Genomic DNA, 17,561 nt, shown 5'->3' on the forward strand with positions numbered 1-17,561 from the left:
TTTATGGATCAGAAATTCGCACGATGGACTCGCGGCAACGATGGCGCGAATTTCTGATCCACGACACTAGAGACGGCCGGGACATGGTCGCTTGACGTGTTGCAGCCGCTGCTGCCGGACTTTGTGCGTGAAGGGATGCCGATATGGGTGGACTGGTGATCAGTGGCGGCCGGGTGGTGGATCCGGCAAGCGGGATGGACGCCATTGGCGATGTCGCAGTGCTGGATGGCAAGATCACCGCTGTCGGCACGGGGCTCGGCAGCGCTGAGCGGACGATCGACGCGACCGGGCTGGTGGTCGCTCCCGGCTTCATCGATCTGCATGCGCACGGCCAGTCGATACCTGCCGACCGCATGCAGGCGTTCGACGGCGTGACGACGACGCTCGACCTCGAGGCCGGTGTACTGCCGGTCGCGTCCTGGTATCGGCGTCAGGCCGCGCAGGGACGCGTGCTGAACTACGGCGCGGCTGCCAACTGGGCCTTCGCGCGCATCGGGGCGATGACCGGCTCCAATACGGAAAGCTCGCTGGAGGCGTTCGGCAATGCCATGCGCGATCGCCGCTGGATCGAGAACGTGGCCAGCGACGGGGAGGTGGCCGGCATCCTCGACCGTCTTGCAACCGGACTGAACGAGGGCGCCATCGGCATCGGCATCCTCAACGCCTATGCCCCCGGCGCCGGCGTGCAGGAGCTGACCGCGGTGTGCCAGCTGGCGGCGGCTCAGGATGTGCCGACCTTCACCCACATCGCCTACATGTCGCGTATCGACCCCGAAAGCGCTGCCGAGGCCTATATCCGCCTGATCGGCTATGCCGGCGCCACCGGCGCGCACATGCACATCTGTCACTTCAACAGCTCCAGCAAGACGGACGTGGAGCGTTGCGCCGTTTTGGTCGCCAAGGCGCAGGCACAGGGCCTGCCGATCACGGTGGAGGCCTATCCGTATGGCACCGGCTCGACGGTGCTGGCGGCAGCGTTCTTCAGCGATCCCGACTTCGAGACGCGCAACGGCACTGCTTACGATTCGGTGCAGCGCGTGACTGACGGGCGGCGTTTCCGCAACCGGCAGGAGTTGCTGTCGGCGCAGGCGGAAGAGCCTTCCACGCTGGTGCTGTGGCATATCCTGGATACGGAGCACAATCCGCATCATCGTGACCTGCTCGACATATCGGTCTTGTATCCCGGCGGCGCGATCGCCTCCGATGCGATGCCATGGACCCTGTCGGACGGCAGCGTTTACACTGGCGACGCTTGGCCGCTGCCTGAAGACGCCACCTCGCATCCGCGTTCGGCGGGTTGCTTCACCCGCTTCATCCGCGAGTGGGTGCGCGAGCGCCAGGCCGTGTCGCTTTTGGAAGGCGTGCGCAAATGCGCGCTGATCCCGGCTGACATCCTGGCCGCGAGCACGCCCGCGATGCAGGCCAAGGGCAGGCTCCAGCCGAGCGCGGATGCCGACATCGTCGTGTTCGATTTCGACACGTTGAGCGACCGGGCCACTTTCTCGGCCATGAACCGCCCGTCGGAGGGCGTGCGGCATCTGCTCGTCAGCGGCCAACCGCTGATCAGCGACGGTGTGCTCGATGTGGCGGCGCGGCCCGGCCGGCCGGTGCGCCGGCCCGTTGTCGAGAGCTGATTGTGCCGGTTCCGATCCTGCTGGTCGCCGGATTCCTCGGGGCGGGCAAGACCACGGTCGTGAACCATCTGCTGGCGCATGCCGAAGGACGGCGGATCGCCGCCGTGGTCAATGATTTCGGCGCGATCAACATCGATGCGGAGCTGATTGCGGGCGCCAGCGACGGGGTGGTCAGCCTGAGCAATGGCTGCATCTGTTGCTCGCTGGAAGGCGATCTCCTGCGCACGCTTGCCGCCCTGCTGCGGCGTGATCCGCGGCCTGAGTTCATCGTGATCGAAACCAGCGGCGTCGCTGATCCCTCGGACATCGTGCGCAACCTGATGGACCCGATGATATGGCGGGAGGCGCCGCTGGAAACGGTGCTGTGTGTGGTGGACGCAACGACAACGGCGACGGCATTGAACGATGCGTTGCTACGGTCGCAGTTGCGCGCGGCCGACGTGGTAGCGCTGAGCAAGGTGGACCTGGTGGATGCACCGGCGCGCGCCGAACTGCGCGATGCTGTGCGGATGTTGCATCCGGCGGCAGTCGTGGTCGATGCCTTGCATGGCGAGGTTCCAGCGGCGCTGCTGTTCCCGGCGGACGTGGACCGTGTACCGACGCCGCGCGAGACCGGGCCGCGACGGCCGGCGGCCGAGCGGTTCGAGACGCTGAGCTGGACATCGGACCGGCCGGTGTCGCTCGCCCGACTGCAGCAAGCGATCGGTCGGCTGGCGCCGAAGCTCGCTCGTGCGAAGGGGATGTTCGAGACAGTCGAGCAGCCCGGAGAGTCGATGGTGTTTCAACTCGCCGGCGGGCGCGCGACGCTGGCGCCAGGCGGGCCGCTGCCGTCTGGGGCTCCGCGAGCGCGAATCGTATTCATTGCCGAGATCGGCGTCCTCTCGAACACCGAGATCGACAGGATCATGGACGCGTGCATCGACCAGCAAATTTGATTGCCAGTGGAGTTGCCCTGCACGCGTTCACGATGCGATGCTGCATCAAAACGAGCGTCGAAAATCTAAGGCTCGGCCGCCCAGCCGACCTTGCCTTGGGAGGAAACAGGGATGCATGCGGATTATGTCGTGGTCGGTGCCGGCTCGGCGGGATGCACAGTTGCTGCGCGCCTGTCCGAGAGCGGCGCTTCGGTGATCGTGCTCGAGGCCGGACCACGCGACTGGCATCCGATGATCCATATCCCGGCCGGCATGCGTTCACTGCTGCGCAATCCGCTGGTCAACTGGAACTACACGACCGAGCCGGACAGCAACAGCGGCGAGCGGCGCATCGAGTGGCCGCGCGGCCGCACGCTGGGTGGCTCGTCCTCAATCAACGGCATGCTCTACGTGCGCGGTGCGCCGGCCGACTTCGACGGCTGGGCGCAGATGGGCTGTCAAGGCTGGAGCTATGACGATGTGCTGCCTTACTTCAGAAAGTCCGAGCACTATGTGCAGAAGGGCGACTCCGAGGTGCGCGGGCAGGGCGGCCCGCTCAAGGTCGAGGACTATCGCACCGTCCTGCCGCTGACCCATCGCTTCGTCGAGGCCGCGCAGCAGGCGGGATTCCCGTTCAATCCCGACCTCAACGGCAGGCAACGCCATGGCGTTGGTTACTCGCAGATGACGCGCCGCGGCCGCTGGCGCGGTTCGACGGCGCAGACCTTTTTGCGCGAGGCGCGGCGGCGTCCCAACCTGCGTGTCGAGACCAGTGCGCAGGGCGGCAAGCTCTTGTTCGAGGGCAAGCGTTGCACGGGAGTCGAATTCCAGCGCGACGGCAATGTCACCACCGTACGCGCGCACCGTGAGGTGATTGTGTCCGGCGGCACGGTGAACTCACCGCATATCCTGCAGGTCTCCGGTGTTGGCCCTGCGGCCCATCTGCAATCATTAGGAATCCCCGTCGTGCACGACCTGCCGGGCGTCGGCTCGAACCTGATAGACCACTATGTGGTTCGCATCGTGAATCGCGTGCAGGGCACGCCGACGGTGAACGAGCTGGCGCGCTTCCCGCGCGTGCTGCCAGAAATCGCGCGCTTCTTCCTGACCGGCAAAGGCGCGCTGACTTTCGGCGTCACTACGGCACAAGTGTTCTGCGACAGCCGTGAGGGCCTTGCCTCGCCCGATCTGCAGCTCCTGTTCACGCCCGGCAGCACCCACCCTCTGAAGTTCGGCCAGCTCGATGACGAGCCGGGCATGAGCTGCGTGGTCTGCGTGGTGAAGCCCGATTCGCGCGGAACCATCATGGCAACGTCGGCGGATCCATTTGCGCGGCCCGCGATCCGGCCAAACTATTTTTCGACCCGCACTGACGAGCTCGCGCTGCTGGGCGGGGTGCATCACGCACGGCGCATATTCTCTGCACCTGCGCTTGCCCGGCACAGTCTCGGCGAGACCAAACCCGGGCCCGACCTCACAAGCGACGCCGAGCTGCTCGATTATGCCCGTCGTTTCGGTAACACGCTCTATCACCCTGTCGGCACATGCAAGATGGGCGAGGACCCGCGCGCCGTCGTCGATTCACGGCTGCGCGTGCACGGTATCCAGGGTCTGCGCGTGATCGACGCATCGGTGATGCCGACGCTCACCACGGGTAACACCAACGCGCCCGCCATCATGATCGGCGAGAAGGGCGCTGCGATGATCCGCGAGGATGCTGGCTGACGTTTCGAATGTCATCGGCCTGGTCCGGCGTCTGCTGTTTTCCCGGATCAGAGGTGCTTGAAAAATAGCGGCGCGACGCGCGCGTTTCCTTTAGTCTCTCACGGGGAGAGGGACGTTCTGAAGTGAGAAAGGTCGTCATGTCATCAGAAGTTATCGCCGAGCTTGCGCCAACCGGTGTCCTCCGCGCAGGCATCAACTTGAGTAATTTTCTGCTCGTCACCGGGCGAAGCGCATCAGGCGATCCGGAAGGGGTCGCTCCTGACATGGCAAAAGCGGTCGCGGATCGATTAGGCGTTCCCATCCGTTATGTGCCCTTCGCCAAGCCAGGGCTGCTCGCAGATGCAGTGGACGACGATGTTTGGGACATCGGGCTGATCGGGGCAGAGCCGCAGCGCGCCGAGAAGATCGCCTTCACGGCCGCTTATACCGAGATCGAGGCGACCTATCTGGTGCCGGGCGGCTCCTCCATCACAGCGATCGATCAGGTCGATCGTCCCGGCGTCCGCATAGCCGTCAGTGCGCGCTCCGCCTACGATCTTTGGCTGGAGCGCAATATCAAGCATGCGACGGTGCTGCGTGTCGAAGGGCTCTCCGCCGCGTTCGCGAAGTTCCGCGACGAGGGCTTGGAGGCATTGGCGGGCTTGCGTCCCGGGCTTTTGACGGATGTGGAATCGCTTCCCGGCGCGCGCATTCTTGACGGTCAGTTCACCGCCGTTCAGCAGGCGATCGGTACGCAGCGCCGCAAGACCACGGGCGCCGCCTTCTTGCGAGACTTTGTGGAGGAAGCGAAGGCTTCCGGTGTCGTTGCCCGCTTCATCGAGAAACACAAGGTACGTGGCCTTTCGGTTGCGGCAGCCGCTTGAGACCCACCTCGAAGATTCTGGTACAGCGCCCTCGATCAGCCCGCCGGCTTGACCCCGGCGGCCTTGATCATCGGCCACCATTTATCGGCCTCCGCCTTCTGATGCGCGCGCAGGGCTTCCGGCGTCTGCCGGTTTGCCGGCATGGCCTCGAGACCAAGGTCGCCAAACCGCTTGAGCACGGTGGGATCGGCGAGCGCTTCGCGCATCGCGGAGTTCAGCTTCGCGATGACATCCTGCGGCGTTCCTTTCGGCACCCACATGCCGGACCACAGCCAGATGTGGAAGCCGGGCAAGCCCGCCTCGTCAACTGTCGGGATATCGGGAGCTGCGGTCATTCGCTTGTTCTGAGTGACGGCGTAGGCCCTGATCTTGCCATCCTGCACCTGCGGCATTGAGTTCGAGGCCTGGTCGATGATGATGTCGACGTTTCCGGCAACCAGATCCTGCATCGCCGGACCGGTGCCGCGATAGGGAACATATCTTGCCTTCGTGCCAATCAGGCTCTGGAGGTAGACCCCGCTGAAATGCGAGCCTGAACCGACGCCGGCGGTGCCGAACGTGACGTTCTCTTCATTCGCCTTGATCCAGGCAATCAATTCCTTGAGGTTCTTCGCCGGCACTGCGGTCTTGCTGACCACCAGCAGCGGATTGCCGCCGATCAGACCGACCGGTTCGAGATCGTCGAGCAGGTTGAACGTCAGCGGATAGATCGCGCCGTTGATCACGTGCGTCCCGAGGTGGCCGAAGCTCACGGTATAGCCGTCAGCCTCCGCGCGCGCCGCGCGTGTCACACCGATCGTGCCGCCCGCTCCGGTGGCGTTCTCGACAATGACCGGCTGATTGAGCACAGTGCGCATTCGCTCGCCGAGCAGACGCGCCAGCACGTCCGACGGCCCGCCGGCCGCGAACGGCACGATGATCGTGATGGGTCTTGAAGGATAGGTCTGCGCAAAGACGAGGCGCGAGCCGACGGGACATGCTGCGGTGCCAGCAGCCAGATGCAAGAACGTGCGGCGAGAAAGTCTCATGGCGATCCTCTCTGAGATGCCGATGAAAACGTCTTCACTCGGTCCTCGAACGCCAGTGACAACGGATCTTGTGCACGATCGCAGTTGTGCCTGCCGGCGGCACCAGGACTGCCAACGCCCGGAACGAGAGCTTGATACCATTCTCGCCTTAACGCAGCGCGTGGGCAAGCTGATCAACGCGCTCAGTTTGCTCCGCGTTTCAGTGCCCGCGCCCCGCGACGTATAAGCCGCGGGGTCTGCCTTCGCGGTTCTTCACCCTCAGATACTTGTCCGTCTCGCACAGGATGTTCGGGACATCGCTGAAATCCATCTCCACGCCCGTCTCGTTACGGACAACACGGTAAATCGCGCGCATCTCGCTTAGCGCCTGCGCCTGTGACAGCCTGCAATCGATGGCCCGCCCGTGCAGGCGATTGAGGCCGCGGATGGTGCCGGGGCCAGCAGCCGCCCAAGTCTCTCGATCCGCAGCGTGATCGAGGAGTGACGTGAACCGCATGTCCACGACCGCCTGATAGGCCATGAACTGGCCCCAGCCGTTCGATCTGGTGACAAGCTCGTGTGTTCGTTGAAGCGTTGCGTCCTGCCATTGCGAAAACAGCGCTCTACGCGCCCACAGGCCCCCGCAGACGGTCTCTGCAATGTAAGCTTGCTTGCTCGTGCCCTTGGTGGATGGCGCTGAGATCATGTAGGCACCGGTGTAGACCTTTTCTCCGCGCGCCTGCCATTCGTTAAGCTCGCGCGCAATCGCCGGACAGGGGTCGGCGTTGTCCGTCGCCGGCCAGGCTTCCGACGCCATTAGGTGAGAGAGCGTGGGTGGCCAGTTGATCTGACGGGCGATGCACAGCATGAACCAAAGGTGAGGGTGATCGGCATAGGGCTTTCGAATGTTGTCGCGCACCCAGACGGTCACGCGATCGTCTTCGCGCCGAACATTGCAGAACCGATACGTTGAGAGGATTGGATCATCGGTCCATGGCCGCGCGTCGCCGCGGTCCTTGCGGATGCGGACGTGTTCGCGCTCTCTCACCCAGTACCAGAGCGGTGCATATTCGGGCATCGGTCCGGTCCTTCCGTGCTGCGCGGTCATGAGTCCGCGGCCTACGCCACCGAAAAATCCCGTTCAATCGTGCGGCTCTGTTCCTGTTCGGATGCGCTGCCCGCGGCATTCAGCGCGCGCTGCTTGCCGTTGAGGATGTGCTGTCTGAAGACTTCGCCGGCTTTCCGTGCGTCACGCGCGACGATGGCCTTGACGATGTCCGCATGTTCCCGGTTCGATGTGGCGATGCCGGAAGGCTGGACCAGGCTGCGGTGCCGGTAGAGGTGCAGCTCCTTGTCGGTGCCGATGAACATCTCGGCGAGGCGCGGATTGCCGGACAAACGCACCAGCTCCGTGTGGAAATGGATGTTCTGCCGGTAGTACTCGCCGACATTGCCGGCCTTGACGTTGCGCTCCATCCGCCGGACCAGCCGTTGCAGCGCGTCGATGTCGCTCTGGCTGGCGCGCTGCGCGACCAGCGCGCCAGCCAGGGCTGCCAGCGCGGCGCGGATGTCGTAGATATCCATCGCCTGTTGCAGGTCGATGCGCCGCACGAAGATGCCGCGGTTCTTGATGATCTCCACGATCCCGGCCTGCTCGAGCTTCCGGCACGCCTCGCGGATGGGGCTGCGGCTGACGCCGAGCGCCCGCGCCAGCGCGAATTCGTTCAATCGTTCACCGGCCTTGATCTCCTCGCTCAGGATCATGTGCTCGATCTTCTTCTGAATCACCGTCGTCAACGAGGCTGAGCGCAGGAACGCCAGATCTGACGCCGGCTGCCGTTCAGCATTCGGTGCGGCCACTTCTGGCGGAGCCGACACGAGCCTCTTGCGACGATTGTTGTTCATCAGTCGACCTATCGCACAGAAAGACCTTCGTTGTTCGACAGACAATTGAAACCATACAGCCGGGCGGGATTGTCCACGAACAACGCCTGCCGACTGGCCTGATCCGGCAGAACCGCGAGCAGGGAGCGCAGCGTCGCCGCCTCGTCCGGCTTGTGCCGGGCTGGCAGATTTGGGTGCGGCCAGTTCATTCCCCAGATCGCGCGATCGCCCGCCGCATCGAGGCACGCGTGCAGACGTGGTCGCAACGTGCTGAAGTCGGACGCGCCATTCTCGGTGCCGTAGTAGGGCGCTGACAGCTTGATCCAGCCGCCCTGGCGCAGAAAGCGCAGCAGACTCTGGAAGACCGCGTCGTGCGTGCGCATGCCCGGCGGCACGCGCCCCATATGATCGAGCACGACAGGACAGTCGGCCACTGCCAGCGTTCCGTGCGCGCCTGCCAGTGCCGCGGCCGGCGCCTGAACCAGCGCGCTCCATCCAAGCGGCGCGATACGACGCGCCATCGCCAGAATTGCGGCGGTATCGACTGCGTCGTCGGGGCCAAAAAGAAAGCGCACGCCACGAACCCCTCGCTGATGCAGCTGCGCCAGATCTTCAGGCGTCAACGACGCATCCGCGACGATGACGCCGCGCGACCGCTCGATGCCGACGTCGGCCAACGCCTGCAGGAGCCAGCGCGTATCGGTCCCATAGGCCAGAGCCTGCACCAGGACATGGCGCTGCACCCCGAGCGCGCGGCTGATTTTAAGGTAATTGTCGAGGCTGCCGCCGGACGGGATCGCATGCCCGGCGCGCACCGGAAAAGCCTGCGGGTCGCCAAAGACATGCGAATGGGTCTCGCAGGCGAGCGGCGGCAGCAAGATCTGCTCAGCCGCGGCCACCGTCGCCTCCCGTCGGCGGTTCGGCTGCTCGCCGATGCTCGGCCCGTTTGCCGCCTTGCAAGGGATAACGCCTTTGCGCTGATGAGTCCGCCGGCGCATCCAGAATGGGTTGCGCATGGCGTGTTGCGTCGTCCTGCGGTTCGAATTCCAGTGCGCGCGCCTGGCCGTTGTCCCACCATGCGTCGCGGTTGGCGGAGATACCGTAGACAGGCAGAAAACCGATCGCCGGCGTTTGCAGGCTGCGCAGCAGCAGGCGCTCATAGTCCTGTTCGCTCAACCACGTCGAAAGCTCTCGGATCTCCCCGGGCCGGGGCCGTGCTGTGCCGATGCGCCAGCAGACTGATTCCAGCCCGAACTTGTCCCAGTAGTAGCGGGCCAGATTCTCGCCGAAACATTTGCTCAGCCCGTACAGGCTGTCCGGCCGCATGGGTGCGTCCAGTCCGAGCGTCTGTCCCACCGGATACATGCCGATGACATGATGCGAACTGGCATAGGCAATGCGCTTGACGCCGGCACGCCGCGCCGCCTCGTAGAGGTTGTAGGTTCCCTCGATATTGACCCGCAGGGTCTCGGGCCAGTCATCGACGTTGAGGCTGGCGCCGAGGTGCACGACATAGTCGATGCCGGTCACCAGCCGTTCAAGGTCTTGAGCATCTGTCAGATCGCAGGGCCGGATCTCCTCGTTTTCGGCGGCGTCCTTGAGCGGCGCGATATCCGACAACCGGAGCAGACCCACTTTGCTTTGCAAGCATTTGCGCGTCCATTGTCCGACGTGGCCAGCAGCTCCGGTAACCAGCACTTTCTTGTCGCTCAGCATGCGCCTCGTTTCCTCCTGTTGCGGCAAGTTGCGTCTCCCGGGCCGCCCGGATCAGTTCATCTGCAAATTACCCGCGCGGACCACGTCTCCCCAGCGCGAGACTTCCGACTGCAGAAACTTGGCGAAAGCAGCCGGCTCGTCCAGCACAGGCTCATTGCCGGACGCAAGCAGGCGTTCACGCGCATCGCCCTGGGACATGGCCTGGACGACGTCCTTGTAGATTTTCTGCACGAGCTTCGGATCCAGGCCGGCCGGCGCATACAACCCGTTCCATGTCGCCGTCTCGATGTCGCCTGCGCCGGATTCCTTGATCGTCGGAATGTCCTTGGCCTGCGGCGAGCGCTGCCGGCCGGTCGTGACCAGCGCCTTCAGTTGTCCTGAATTGATATGCGGCATGCCTGTCGGAATGTTCGCGAACAGCACGGGGACCTGTCCGCCCAGAACGTCGTTGAGCGCCGGAGCTTCGCCGCGATAAGGCACATGAACCATTTTCAGGCTCAGCTCCTTGTTCAATAGCTCCTGTGTCATATGCGGCGAGGAGCCCATGCCGCCGGATGCAAAGCTGATCTTGCCCGGATTGGCCCGGACGTGCGCGATGAACTGGGCGAAGTCGTTGGGCCCGAAGGACGGATGGGCGACCAGGACCAGGGGCGACGAGGCAATGGCGGTGATCGGCGTCAGATCACGCAGCGGATCGTAGGGCGGCTTGGGCATCATCTGCGGGGCGACGGCGATAGCAGTCTGAGGCGACACCAACAGTGTGTAGCCGTCCGGCTTCGCGCGCACCACTTCAGTACCGGCAATGGTGCCGCTGGCGCCGGTGCGGTTCTCCACGACGACAGACTGTCCCCAGATCTGCGAAAGCTGCTGGGCCAACATCCGGGCGACGAAATCGCTGACACCCCCCGGCGCAAAGCCGACGAGGATGCGGACGGGTTTGTCGGGGAAGGGCTGAGCTGCGGCGAACGGAACGGCAGCAAGTGTCGCCCACGCGATGGCACAAGCCAGCGCAAGCAATCGCAGAATGCGGTCCATATTGGCGTCTCCTCATGTTTCTTTTGATACCGCGTGCCACCCGCGGCCCGCTCAGAATGACGGCGGCGGTCCAGTCGGGTAGCGCGCGGTACGGTTTTGTCAGTCGAAATGTAGTCCGATTGACGATTGTCGACAATCTCGGATGGTTACCGCCGCCTAAACAACTGACGTCGAAACGGCGACGCATTCATTTTCGGGGCTTGGGTTGGGTGCCGACCCCGGGTTGGACCGGTCCGTGCGCTGATCCGATCGGATCGGGTGCCGCTGCCCGGCCGCCGACCGTCCAGACTCACGGGAGGAACTGATTGGTCGACAAATTGTTGGACCGTCGGCTGCACCTGAGCGCTGTAACCGCGATGCGAAACGTGCACGGCATGTCCGCAGCTAGGTCACGAGCCGAGCAGGGCTACGACAAACGAAGCTGGAGCGTTTCAATGTGTGACTACAGCCTGCGTTCCGTTCAATCGCGTCCCGCTAAGGCGGGAGATATGCTGATCACGAGCGAATTCCGTCATTCGTTTTCGCGAGGGTTCACGGCGGTCGGGGAGCCGGACGTCGCTGTGTGCGTGTTGCCGGGCACTGAGCTTGCCTTCAGCGATGACGCCGTTTGCGATCATCCGTTTGCGAGGCTCTTTCCAAGAATGTTCGGCGGCATAGGGGCCCGGCTGGCGCGTTTTCGGAAGATCGATCAGGAAATCACCGATACCCACCACGACGCGCTCGAGTTTGCGAACGGCAAGGTCGTACTTCTTACAAGATTGCGTCCTGGTCAGGTCGCCACTGTCCTCCAGCTTCCTGCGATGGACCACGCTGACAGGAAAATCGTGGAGGAGGAGCACGGTCCGCGCTCGGCGGTGCAAAATCACGGGCGCGTTGCGGGCAGCTGAGTCCGCGCAGCGAGCAGTTAGGTCGGATCTGCAAGAAATGGCGGCTGGATCACGGTGAGGCCAGTTGCCGGCTGATCGCGCGATCAATCCAGATGTCGCGCGATATGCCCGACTTCGCCGCAGCCTTGTCTATCTGATCGAGCAAACTCGGCGTGAGCGGCAGATCGACAATGACCGCCAGTTCGTCCTGCTCTGATGGCACGAACGCAAGCCCAGCCACCTGGCGTGCGAATCGGCGCACGCGGGTCGTCTTCTGCGCGTCCGAAAGACTGGTGTCCGCAAGGACGAGCGGACAGTAGGCTCCGACCAGATAGTTGACGATCGATGACGGGCTCGTGCCGTTCTTGCGTAAATCTGTGACGAGTACATTGAGCCGCTGATCGGCCGTCGCGTCGGTTGCCCCTGTGAAAAGATCGGCAAGCGGGGGCGCGTTTTTGGATGCGTCCATCGCCGTGGTGGAGGGACAGGTAAAGCCTGCGGCAACGGCGGGCTGCCCGATGAAAGCACCAGCACCTGCTGCGGAAACAAGCGCGACAAGTAAAACCTGTCGGAGCATGTTCACTCCTTTCGATTGAACGTTTGCCAGCCCTTGCGGCGCGAGGTCGTCGACGTCAGCGGTTGCAAGCCTGCGGCTCGTTGGATGAAAACGACGGCACACAATATCCGACAAGTTGGTTGGCATTTTCTGTTCTTTTGAAGAGCATGCTCTTCGGCTTTGCACGGCGGCCATGCGCCATCGTCGCGAGCTTTACAACGAAGCAGTTCCGCAAAGGTTGCTGTCCCCGGTTGCGGCTTTGCCGCTGTGCGAGCTGTTGGCCATGTGCGGCTGGAAAAGCCTGCCTGAGCTCGGATTTCATGATAGGCACGGCTGGTTGACCGGACGATTTGGCGGCAGATTATCTGGCAGGTTTTTCGCAAATGATCCGGCAACGAGAACAGGGGCGCGACATGACGCTGATCAGGAATGAAGCCAAGCGAAAATTGATGGCCGGCGAACTCGCACTCGGCTTTGGCGTCCATCATTTGCGGACGTCTGCAGTCGGCATGCTTGCTGCATCCTGCGGTCACGACTGGATCTTCATCGATATGGAGCACGGCGCCTTTTCGATGCAGGAGGCGACGCAGATCTGTATCGCAGCGCTTCCGACCGGCGTGACACCGATCGTTCGGGTTGCCGCCGACGCTCTCGACGAGGGCGCACGTGCGCTGGACAATGGCGCGATGGGTGTCGTTGTGCCCCACGTCGATACCCGCACGCAGGCTGAACGCGTGGCGCGCGCCTACCGCTACCCGCCTGCGGGCACGCGGAGCTGGGGTGGCCCGCCAGCGGCCTTCCGTTTCAAGGCGCCGGGTCACGCGGAGGCGCAGGCCCTGCTCAACGACGAAATTCTCATCGTCGCCATGATCGAGAGCCGCGAGGCAGTCAACAACGTTGAGGCGATCGCCGCCGTTGCAGGCATCGATGTACTTCTGATCGGAACGTCGGACCTCTCTGCCGACCTTGGGATTTCCGGACAGATCGGGCATCCGGAAGTGCAGGCCGCGTATCAGGCCGTCGCGGCCGCCTGCCGCAACAACGGCAAGGTTCTCGGCATGGGCGGCGTGTACGACCGCGAGTGGGCGACGCGATACATCAAGGAAAGCGGCGCGCGCCTCGTGCTGAGTGGCAGTGACCACAACTACCTGGTCGCAGGCGCAACGCAGCGAACGGAGTTGCTTCGCAGCATCGTGCCCGGCAAGTGACCGGAAACTGCGCGAGTAGCGTGCTCTAGATTCGTTTGTTTGGTCGCATTTTCTGCGGAAAACCGGTGTCCACTTTTCCGGAAAATGCTCTAGCTAGGAAGCTCCGCCAGTGTTGCGTTCAGCGCCGCCAGCAGCTTATCGCGCATCTCGACGATTTGACCTTCAGTGATGATAAGGGGCGGAGAGAAGGCAATCCGATTGCCGATGTAGCGAAGGATGAGACCATTGCGGCGCGCGTGAGCGTCGATCTTGCTCGCAACTTGAAGCGCAGGGTCGTGCGGGCGCCGGGAATCCTTGTCGGCAACGATCTCGATGCCGCCGATCAGGCCTGTACCGCAGAAATGGCCGACGAGCGGGTGCGAGGTCAGGCTGCCGATCGCTTCGAGAAAGGTCGGTTGCACGGCGCGCACATGGCCGACGATATCCATTTCTTCGTAGATCTTCAGCGTCTCCAGCGCCACCGCGGCCATCACCGGGTGACCGGCATAGGTATAGCCGTGCGCGAAGCCTCCGAGCTTGCCGCTCTCGCTGACCATCGCCTGAAAGATGCGGTCGTTGATCAAAAGGGCCGAGATCGGCGCCAGGCTGGCCGACAATGCCTTGGCGCTCGAGACCATGTCGGGCTTCAGGTCGTAGGTTTGCGAGCCCCACATGTTCCCGGTGCGGCCGAAGCCGCAGATCACCTCGTCGGCGACGAACAGGATGTCGTACTTTTTCAGGATAGCCTGGATTTTTTCGAAGTAACCCTTTGGCGGAACGACGGCACCGCCGGCGCCCATCACCGGCTCCGCCCAGAATGCCGCGACCGTGTCCGGTCCTTCGGCGAGGATCAGCCGCTCGAGCGCATCGGCCATACGTGCCGAGAACTGTTCCTCGCTCTCGCCCGTTTCGTGGAAGCGATAGTAATGAGGGAAACTGGTGTGCAGGAACGGCGCGAACGGCAATCCGAAGTCGGCATGCATGTCCGGTTTGCCGGTGAGGCTGACGCTGGCGCAGGTCGAGCCGTGATAGCTCTGTGTGCGCGCGATGATCTTACGCTTTTCCGGCTTGCCGACCGCATGCCAGTAGTACCAGACGAGCTTGATCGCGGTGTCGTTGGCTTCCGAACCGGAGCATTGGAACAGCACCTTCGACATGGGCACCGGGGCAAGCTGCAGCAGTCGCTCGGCGAGCTCGATCGCGGGGCCGTGGGAATGGGAACGATAGATCTGATAATAGCCCAGGCTGCGCATCTGTTCGTAGGCGACCTTGGCGAGCCGCTCTACGCCAAATCCCAGTGAAGCCGACCAGAGCCCCGCGGCGCCTTCGAGATATTTATTGCCCTCGTCGTCGTAGACGTAGATGCCTTGCGCCTTGTCGATGATCGTCGGGCCGGTTTGCAGGTGGCTCTGCAGGTTGGTTTGCGGGTGCACGAGGCTCGCGATGTCTCGGGCATGTAGACTGTTGGGGCGGAAAGTCATTGCCGGCTCCTTGTCGTGCCATTCGTTCAGTCGAATGCGCAGTAAAGTGTTTTTGTAAGATCCGAGAGGCCCGTCTCATCGAGGCCGTGCTCCCGAAGCAGCTCTTCGTTGTTGCAGATGTCGGCAGCCGTGCCCCCAGCTCCCTAGTGATTGCTTTCGGAGATCATCGACGTATAACAACCATGTTCGATCTCATCGATCAGCGCCGGGCTTTTCGGAGTCCATTTGAGCTCATTTCGTGCGCGAACAGCGCGCACGCGGCTGTTCGACCCCATGGTATTTTGCGCCGCGCTCTCGCCCCACTCGCGCGCGGCCTCCGTCAGCGACATGGCGATCGGCGCCTTGTCGATCCCGAGCGTTCGATTGATGGCCTCGCAGACCTCCTTCATGGAGTCTTCGCCGTTCTCGGCAAAATAGAATGCGCCGGCGGGCGCCGACGCGAGGGCAAGACGATAAAGCTCGACAAGGTCATCGATATGCACGTTGGACCAGATGTTCTCGCCTGGACCATAGTGCCTGGCTCCGCCGCGTTCCCGGGCGAGCGCGATCAGCCACGGGACTTGCATGCTGTGCTTTGCTGGACCGCGACCGACCCCGTAGATCAGGCTAGGGCAGATGATAATCGGACGAAGGCCCTTCGTCCTGGAAGACAGGATGAATTCGTTCAACGCGACCCGGGCGGCACGCCCAGGCGATGGATTGAAAGGCGTCTCCTCGTCGTAAATGGCGTCAACTCTCTCCCCCGCAGACTGGGTACCAACGATGCTGGAGCCGCTGGTATGGATGAAGGTCTTGCCCGAGCCTTCAAGAGCCTGCAGGAGGGCATCAGCTGAGCGTTCATGGTCAGCGTTGGCCGCGCTGATGACCACGTCCGAGCGGGCTGCCGCATCCGCCAGGACCTCGACATCATCGAGCGAACCGAAGATCGGCTCGATTCCGAGAGTTTTGACTGATTGTGCGCTGCTTTCAGAGCGTACCAGTCCGGAAACCTCATGCCCTGACGCGATCAGCGCAGCGGCGACCGATCCGCCGATATAGCCCGCTGCACCGGTACAAAAAACCTTCATGATCTGGCTCCTGGCAAAGCCGAGGCCTGAGCGAAGCGCCGCATCAAAACCCGTCAGCGCTTCATTTCAATTTCGATGAAGGCCATGTGGTTCTCGCCGTTATTCCTGACATCATGCTTGATGCCTGCCGGGCGGATGTAGCTTTGGCCGGCCTTCAGCGTGGTTTCCGTCACCACACCGTCCATCTCATACGCCATCGTCGCGTCCGTCATCATCACGACCGCGTAGTCCATGGCATGCTCATGCCAACCCGTCGTTGCGCCGGGCGCAAAATCCCATCGGGTGATCTTTGCCCGCTCGTCCTCTGCAAGCAACGTGGGGACGGCGGGAGTCGTGCAGACGAATGGCATGGGCGCACCTTCAGGAGAGCATCAGCAAAGCCTGATCTTCGCCTCTGGAATCAAACATGCCAAGGCCGAATGTGGGGCAAGGCGCTCCTGGGCAGCGCACCTTTCGCTGAACAGCGGGGATGGCGGGTCATGCCCCGCCGATCAGGATGCCGGCCGCGAGCACCAGGCTTCCGCCCAACACGATCTGCAGCGTTGCGCGCAGAAACGGCGTTTCCATATAGCGGTTCTGCACCCAGACGATCGCCCACAGTTCCAAAAAGACGACGACCAGAGCGATCGTCGTCGCGGTCCAGAAAGAAGGAATGAGATAGGGCAGCGCATGGCCAAGCCCGCCCAGCGCCGTCATCACTCCGGATGCGAGTCCGCGCTTGATTGGGGAGCCACGGCCCGACAACTTGCCGTCGTCGTGTACGGCCTCGGTGAAGCCCATCGAGATGCCGGCGCCGATGGAGGCCGACAGACCGACCAGGAGCGTCGTGCGTGGATCATGCGTGGCGAACGCAGTGGCGAAAATCGGCGCCAGCGTCGATACCGATCCGTCCATCAAACCGGCAAGACCCGGCTGCACCCAGGTCAGGATGAACTGCCGCCTGGCGGTTCTATTCTCTTCCTCACGCGCGTCGGTGCCGAGATATTCATCGGCAAGGTGTTCGGCCTTGTGCTCATGACCGGATTCCGCGGCGGCCAGGTCGCCGAGCAACTTACGGGTCGCGGCATCGGTGGCCCGCCCTGCGGCGCGCAGATAAAAGTCCCGCGCCTCCCGCTCCATATCCGCGGCTTCCTGCCGGATGCGCTCAAGCCCGAGATTCTCGATCAGCCACACCGGCGAGCGGCTCATGAAGTCGGCGACGTGCTCGCGGCGGATCGGCACGATGAAGTCGCCGAAACGACGCCGATAGAGGTCGATCAGCGCCTTGCGATGGCCGTCCTCCTCGGCCGCCATAGCCTCGAATACGGCGGCGGACGCGGCAAAATGGGGGCGCAGCTTCTCGGCATAGGCGGCGTAGATTGCGCCATCCTCCTCTTCCGACGAGATCGCGAGTGCGAGCACCTCGCGTTCGCTCAACTCGTCGAAACGACGCCTGCGTCCGAAGTGAAAGAGCGGCCGGTAACTGAACATGACGGAAGCCTTGCGGAGGTCGGATCTCCACTTTATAATCATTCTAAAGTAGAGATGCGCAGGTTTTTTGACGCCTGCTCAATGCAGCATGCGCGGCGTGTGTCGCCGTCATCGCTGGTCGGTACATGGTCGTCCTGCTGGCGAATGTTGATCGCG

At 63.1% G+C, this 17,561-nt stretch carries 17 protein-coding genes; 6 read left to right on the forward strand and 11 right to left on the reverse strand.

Annotated features, from left to right (window positions below):
- Positions 1-143 precede the first annotated feature (143 nt).
- The 4 genes from RCO31_RS30815 to RCO31_RS30830 all read left to right on the forward strand — a co-directional run bounded on the left by RCO31_RS30815 (position 144) and on the right by RCO31_RS30830 (position 5,136).
- A complete protein-coding gene (locus tag RCO31_RS30815; protein WP_308972167.1) occupies positions 144-1,634 on the forward strand; it encodes an amidohydrolase family protein in 1,491 nt (496 codons plus the stop codon).
- Positions 1,635-1,636: 2 nt separating this feature from the next.
- Positions 1,637-2,569, forward strand: a complete 933-nt coding sequence (locus RCO31_RS30820; RefSeq protein ID WP_308972168.1) for a GTP-binding protein — start codon at positions 1,637-1,639, stop codon at positions 2,567-2,569.
- Between the two features lie 111 nt (positions 2,570-2,680).
- Entirely contained in the window at positions 2,681-4,273 is a 1,593-nt protein-coding gene (locus RCO31_RS30825; protein ID WP_308972169.1) for a GMC family oxidoreductase N-terminal domain-containing protein, read from the forward strand.
- Positions 4,274-4,410: 137 nt separating this feature from the next.
- The gene (locus RCO31_RS30830; RefSeq protein WP_308972170.1) at positions 4,411-5,136 is read left to right on the forward strand and encodes a transporter substrate-binding domain-containing protein; all 726 of its coding nucleotides are present in this window, start codon (positions 4,411-4,413) and stop codon (positions 5,134-5,136) included.
- Between the two features lie 35 nt (positions 5,137-5,171).
- Here RCO31_RS30830 and RCO31_RS30835 read toward each other — a convergent pair whose 3' ends face one another.
- From RCO31_RS30835 to RCO31_RS30860, 6 genes are all read right to left on the reverse strand, one after another.
- Complete coding sequence (locus RCO31_RS30835) at positions 5,172-6,164, reverse strand: tripartite tricarboxylate transporter substrate binding protein BugD (protein ID WP_308972171.1); 993 nt, start codon at positions 6,162-6,164, stop codon at positions 5,172-5,174.
- Between the two features lie 199 nt (positions 6,165-6,363).
- A complete protein-coding gene (locus RCO31_RS30840; protein ID WP_308972172.1) occupies positions 6,364-7,221 on the reverse strand; it encodes a nucleotide kinase domain-containing protein in 858 nt (285 codons plus the stop codon).
- A 41-nt stretch (positions 7,222-7,262) separates the two neighbouring features.
- Complete coding sequence (locus RCO31_RS30845; RefSeq protein ID WP_308972173.1) at positions 7,263-8,048, reverse strand: GntR family transcriptional regulator; 786 nt, start codon at positions 8,046-8,048, stop codon at positions 7,263-7,265.
- Positions 8,049-8,056: 8 nt separating this feature from the next.
- Positions 8,057-8,926, reverse strand: coding sequence for an amidohydrolase family protein (locus RCO31_RS30850; RefSeq protein ID WP_308972174.1), 870 nt, complete (start codon positions 8,924-8,926; stop codon positions 8,057-8,059).
- Positions 8,913-9,743, reverse strand: a complete 831-nt coding sequence (locus RCO31_RS30855; RefSeq protein ID WP_308972175.1) for an NAD(P)-dependent oxidoreductase — start codon at positions 9,741-9,743, stop codon at positions 8,913-8,915. The genes RCO31_RS30850 and RCO31_RS30855 overlap by 14 nt, the downstream gene beginning before the upstream one ends.
- 51 nt (positions 9,744-9,794) lie before the next feature.
- Positions 9,795-10,778 carry a tripartite tricarboxylate transporter substrate binding protein gene (locus tag RCO31_RS30860; protein WP_308972176.1) on the reverse strand — a complete coding sequence of 328 codons (984 nt, stop codon included), beginning with the start codon at positions 10,776-10,778 and terminating at the stop codon, positions 9,795-9,797.
- Positions 10,779-11,083: 305 nt separating this feature from the next.
- On the opposite strand from RCO31_RS30860, the gene RCO31_RS30865 reads away from it, so the two are divergent.
- Positions 11,084-11,665, forward strand: coding sequence for a hypothetical protein (locus tag RCO31_RS30865; RefSeq protein WP_308972177.1), 582 nt, complete (start codon positions 11,084-11,086; stop codon positions 11,663-11,665).
- Positions 11,666-11,714: 49 nt separating this feature from the next.
- Here RCO31_RS30865 and RCO31_RS30870 read toward each other — a convergent pair whose 3' ends face one another.
- Positions 11,715-12,395, reverse strand: a complete 681-nt coding sequence (locus RCO31_RS30870) for a glutelin (RefSeq protein WP_308972178.1) — start codon at positions 12,393-12,395, stop codon at positions 11,715-11,717.
- 218 nt (positions 12,396-12,613) lie between these two features.
- Here RCO31_RS30870 and RCO31_RS30875 point away from each other — a divergent pair, with 218 nt between their 5' ends.
- Positions 12,614-13,408, forward strand: a complete 795-nt coding sequence (locus RCO31_RS30875) for an aldolase/citrate lyase family protein (protein WP_308972179.1) — start codon at positions 12,614-12,616, stop codon at positions 13,406-13,408.
- An 89-nt stretch (positions 13,409-13,497) separates the two neighbouring features.
- Here RCO31_RS30875 and RCO31_RS30880 read toward each other — a convergent pair whose 3' ends face one another.
- The 4 genes from RCO31_RS30880 to mbfA form a co-directional block, all read right to left on the reverse strand.
- A complete protein-coding gene (locus RCO31_RS30880) occupies positions 13,498-14,868 on the reverse strand; it encodes an aminotransferase (RefSeq protein WP_308972180.1) in 1,371 nt (456 codons plus the stop codon).
- A gap of 143 nt (positions 14,869-15,011) precedes the next feature.
- Positions 15,012-15,935, reverse strand: a complete 924-nt coding sequence (locus tag RCO31_RS30885) for an NAD-dependent epimerase/dehydratase family protein (protein WP_308972181.1) — start codon at positions 15,933-15,935, stop codon at positions 15,012-15,014.
- Positions 15,936-15,988: 53 nt separating this feature from the next.
- On the reverse strand, positions 15,989-16,285 hold the full coding sequence (locus RCO31_RS30890) for a cupin domain-containing protein (protein WP_308972182.1): 297 nt from the start codon (positions 16,283-16,285) through the stop codon (positions 15,989-15,991).
- Positions 16,286-16,412: 127 nt separating this feature from the next.
- The gene (gene mbfA / locus RCO31_RS30895) at positions 16,413-17,405 is read right to left on the reverse strand and encodes an iron exporter MbfA (protein ID WP_308972183.1); all 993 of its coding nucleotides are present in this window, start codon (positions 17,403-17,405) and stop codon (positions 16,413-16,415) included.
- Positions 17,406-17,561 lie beyond the last annotated feature (156 nt).

This window comes from Bradyrhizobium sp. LHD-71, from assembly GCF_031157255.1.
GTDB lineage: Bacteria > Pseudomonadota > Alphaproteobacteria > Rhizobiales > Xanthobacteraceae > P52-10.

Coding starts and splice junctions, on each gene's coding strand:
- RCO31_RS30885 (WP_308972181.1), bottom strand. CDS start 15,935: ATGAAGGTTTTTTGTACCGGTGCAGCGGGCTATATCGGCGGATCGGTC.
- RCO31_RS30835 (WP_308972171.1), bottom strand. CDS start 6,164: ATGAGACTTTCTCGCCGCACGTTCTTGCATCTGGCTGCTGGCACCGCA.
- RCO31_RS30855 (WP_308972175.1), bottom strand. CDS start 9,743: ATGCTGAGCGACAAGAAAGTGCTGGTTACCGGAGCTGCTGGCCACGTC.
- RCO31_RS30870 (WP_308972178.1), bottom strand. CDS start 12,395: ATGGCCGCCGTGCAAAGCCGAAGAGCATGCTCTTCAAAAGAACAGAAA.
- RCO31_RS30815 (WP_308972167.1), top strand. CDS start 144: ATGGGTGGACTGGTGATCAGTGGCGGCCGGGTGGTGGATCCGGCAAGC.
- RCO31_RS30845 (WP_308972173.1), bottom strand. CDS start 8,048: ATGAACAACAATCGTCGCAAGAGGCTCGTGTCGGCTCCGCCAGAAGTG.
- RCO31_RS30875 (WP_308972179.1), top strand. CDS start 12,614: ATGACGCTGATCAGGAATGAAGCCAAGCGAAAATTGATGGCCGGCGAA.
- RCO31_RS30840 (WP_308972172.1), bottom strand. CDS start 7,221: ATGCCCGAATATGCACCGCTCTGGTACTGGGTGAGAGAGCGCGAACAC.
- RCO31_RS30825 (WP_308972169.1), top strand. CDS start 2,681: ATGCATGCGGATTATGTCGTGGTCGGTGCCGGCTCGGCGGGATGCACA.
- RCO31_RS30860 (WP_308972176.1), bottom strand. CDS start 10,778: ATGGACCGCATTCTGCGATTGCTTGCGCTGGCTTGTGCCATCGCGTGG.
- RCO31_RS30830 (WP_308972170.1), top strand. CDS start 4,411: ATGTCATCAGAAGTTATCGCCGAGCTTGCGCCAACCGGTGTCCTCCGC.
- RCO31_RS30890 (WP_308972182.1), bottom strand. CDS start 16,285: ATGCCATTCGTCTGCACGACTCCCGCCGTCCCCACGTTGCTTGCAGAG.
- RCO31_RS30880 (WP_308972180.1), bottom strand. CDS start 14,868: ATGACTTTCCGCCCCAACAGTCTACATGCCCGAGACATCGCGAGCCTC.
- mbfA (WP_308972183.1), bottom strand. CDS start 17,405: ATGTTCAGTTACCGGCCGCTCTTTCACTTCGGACGCAGGCGTCGTTTC.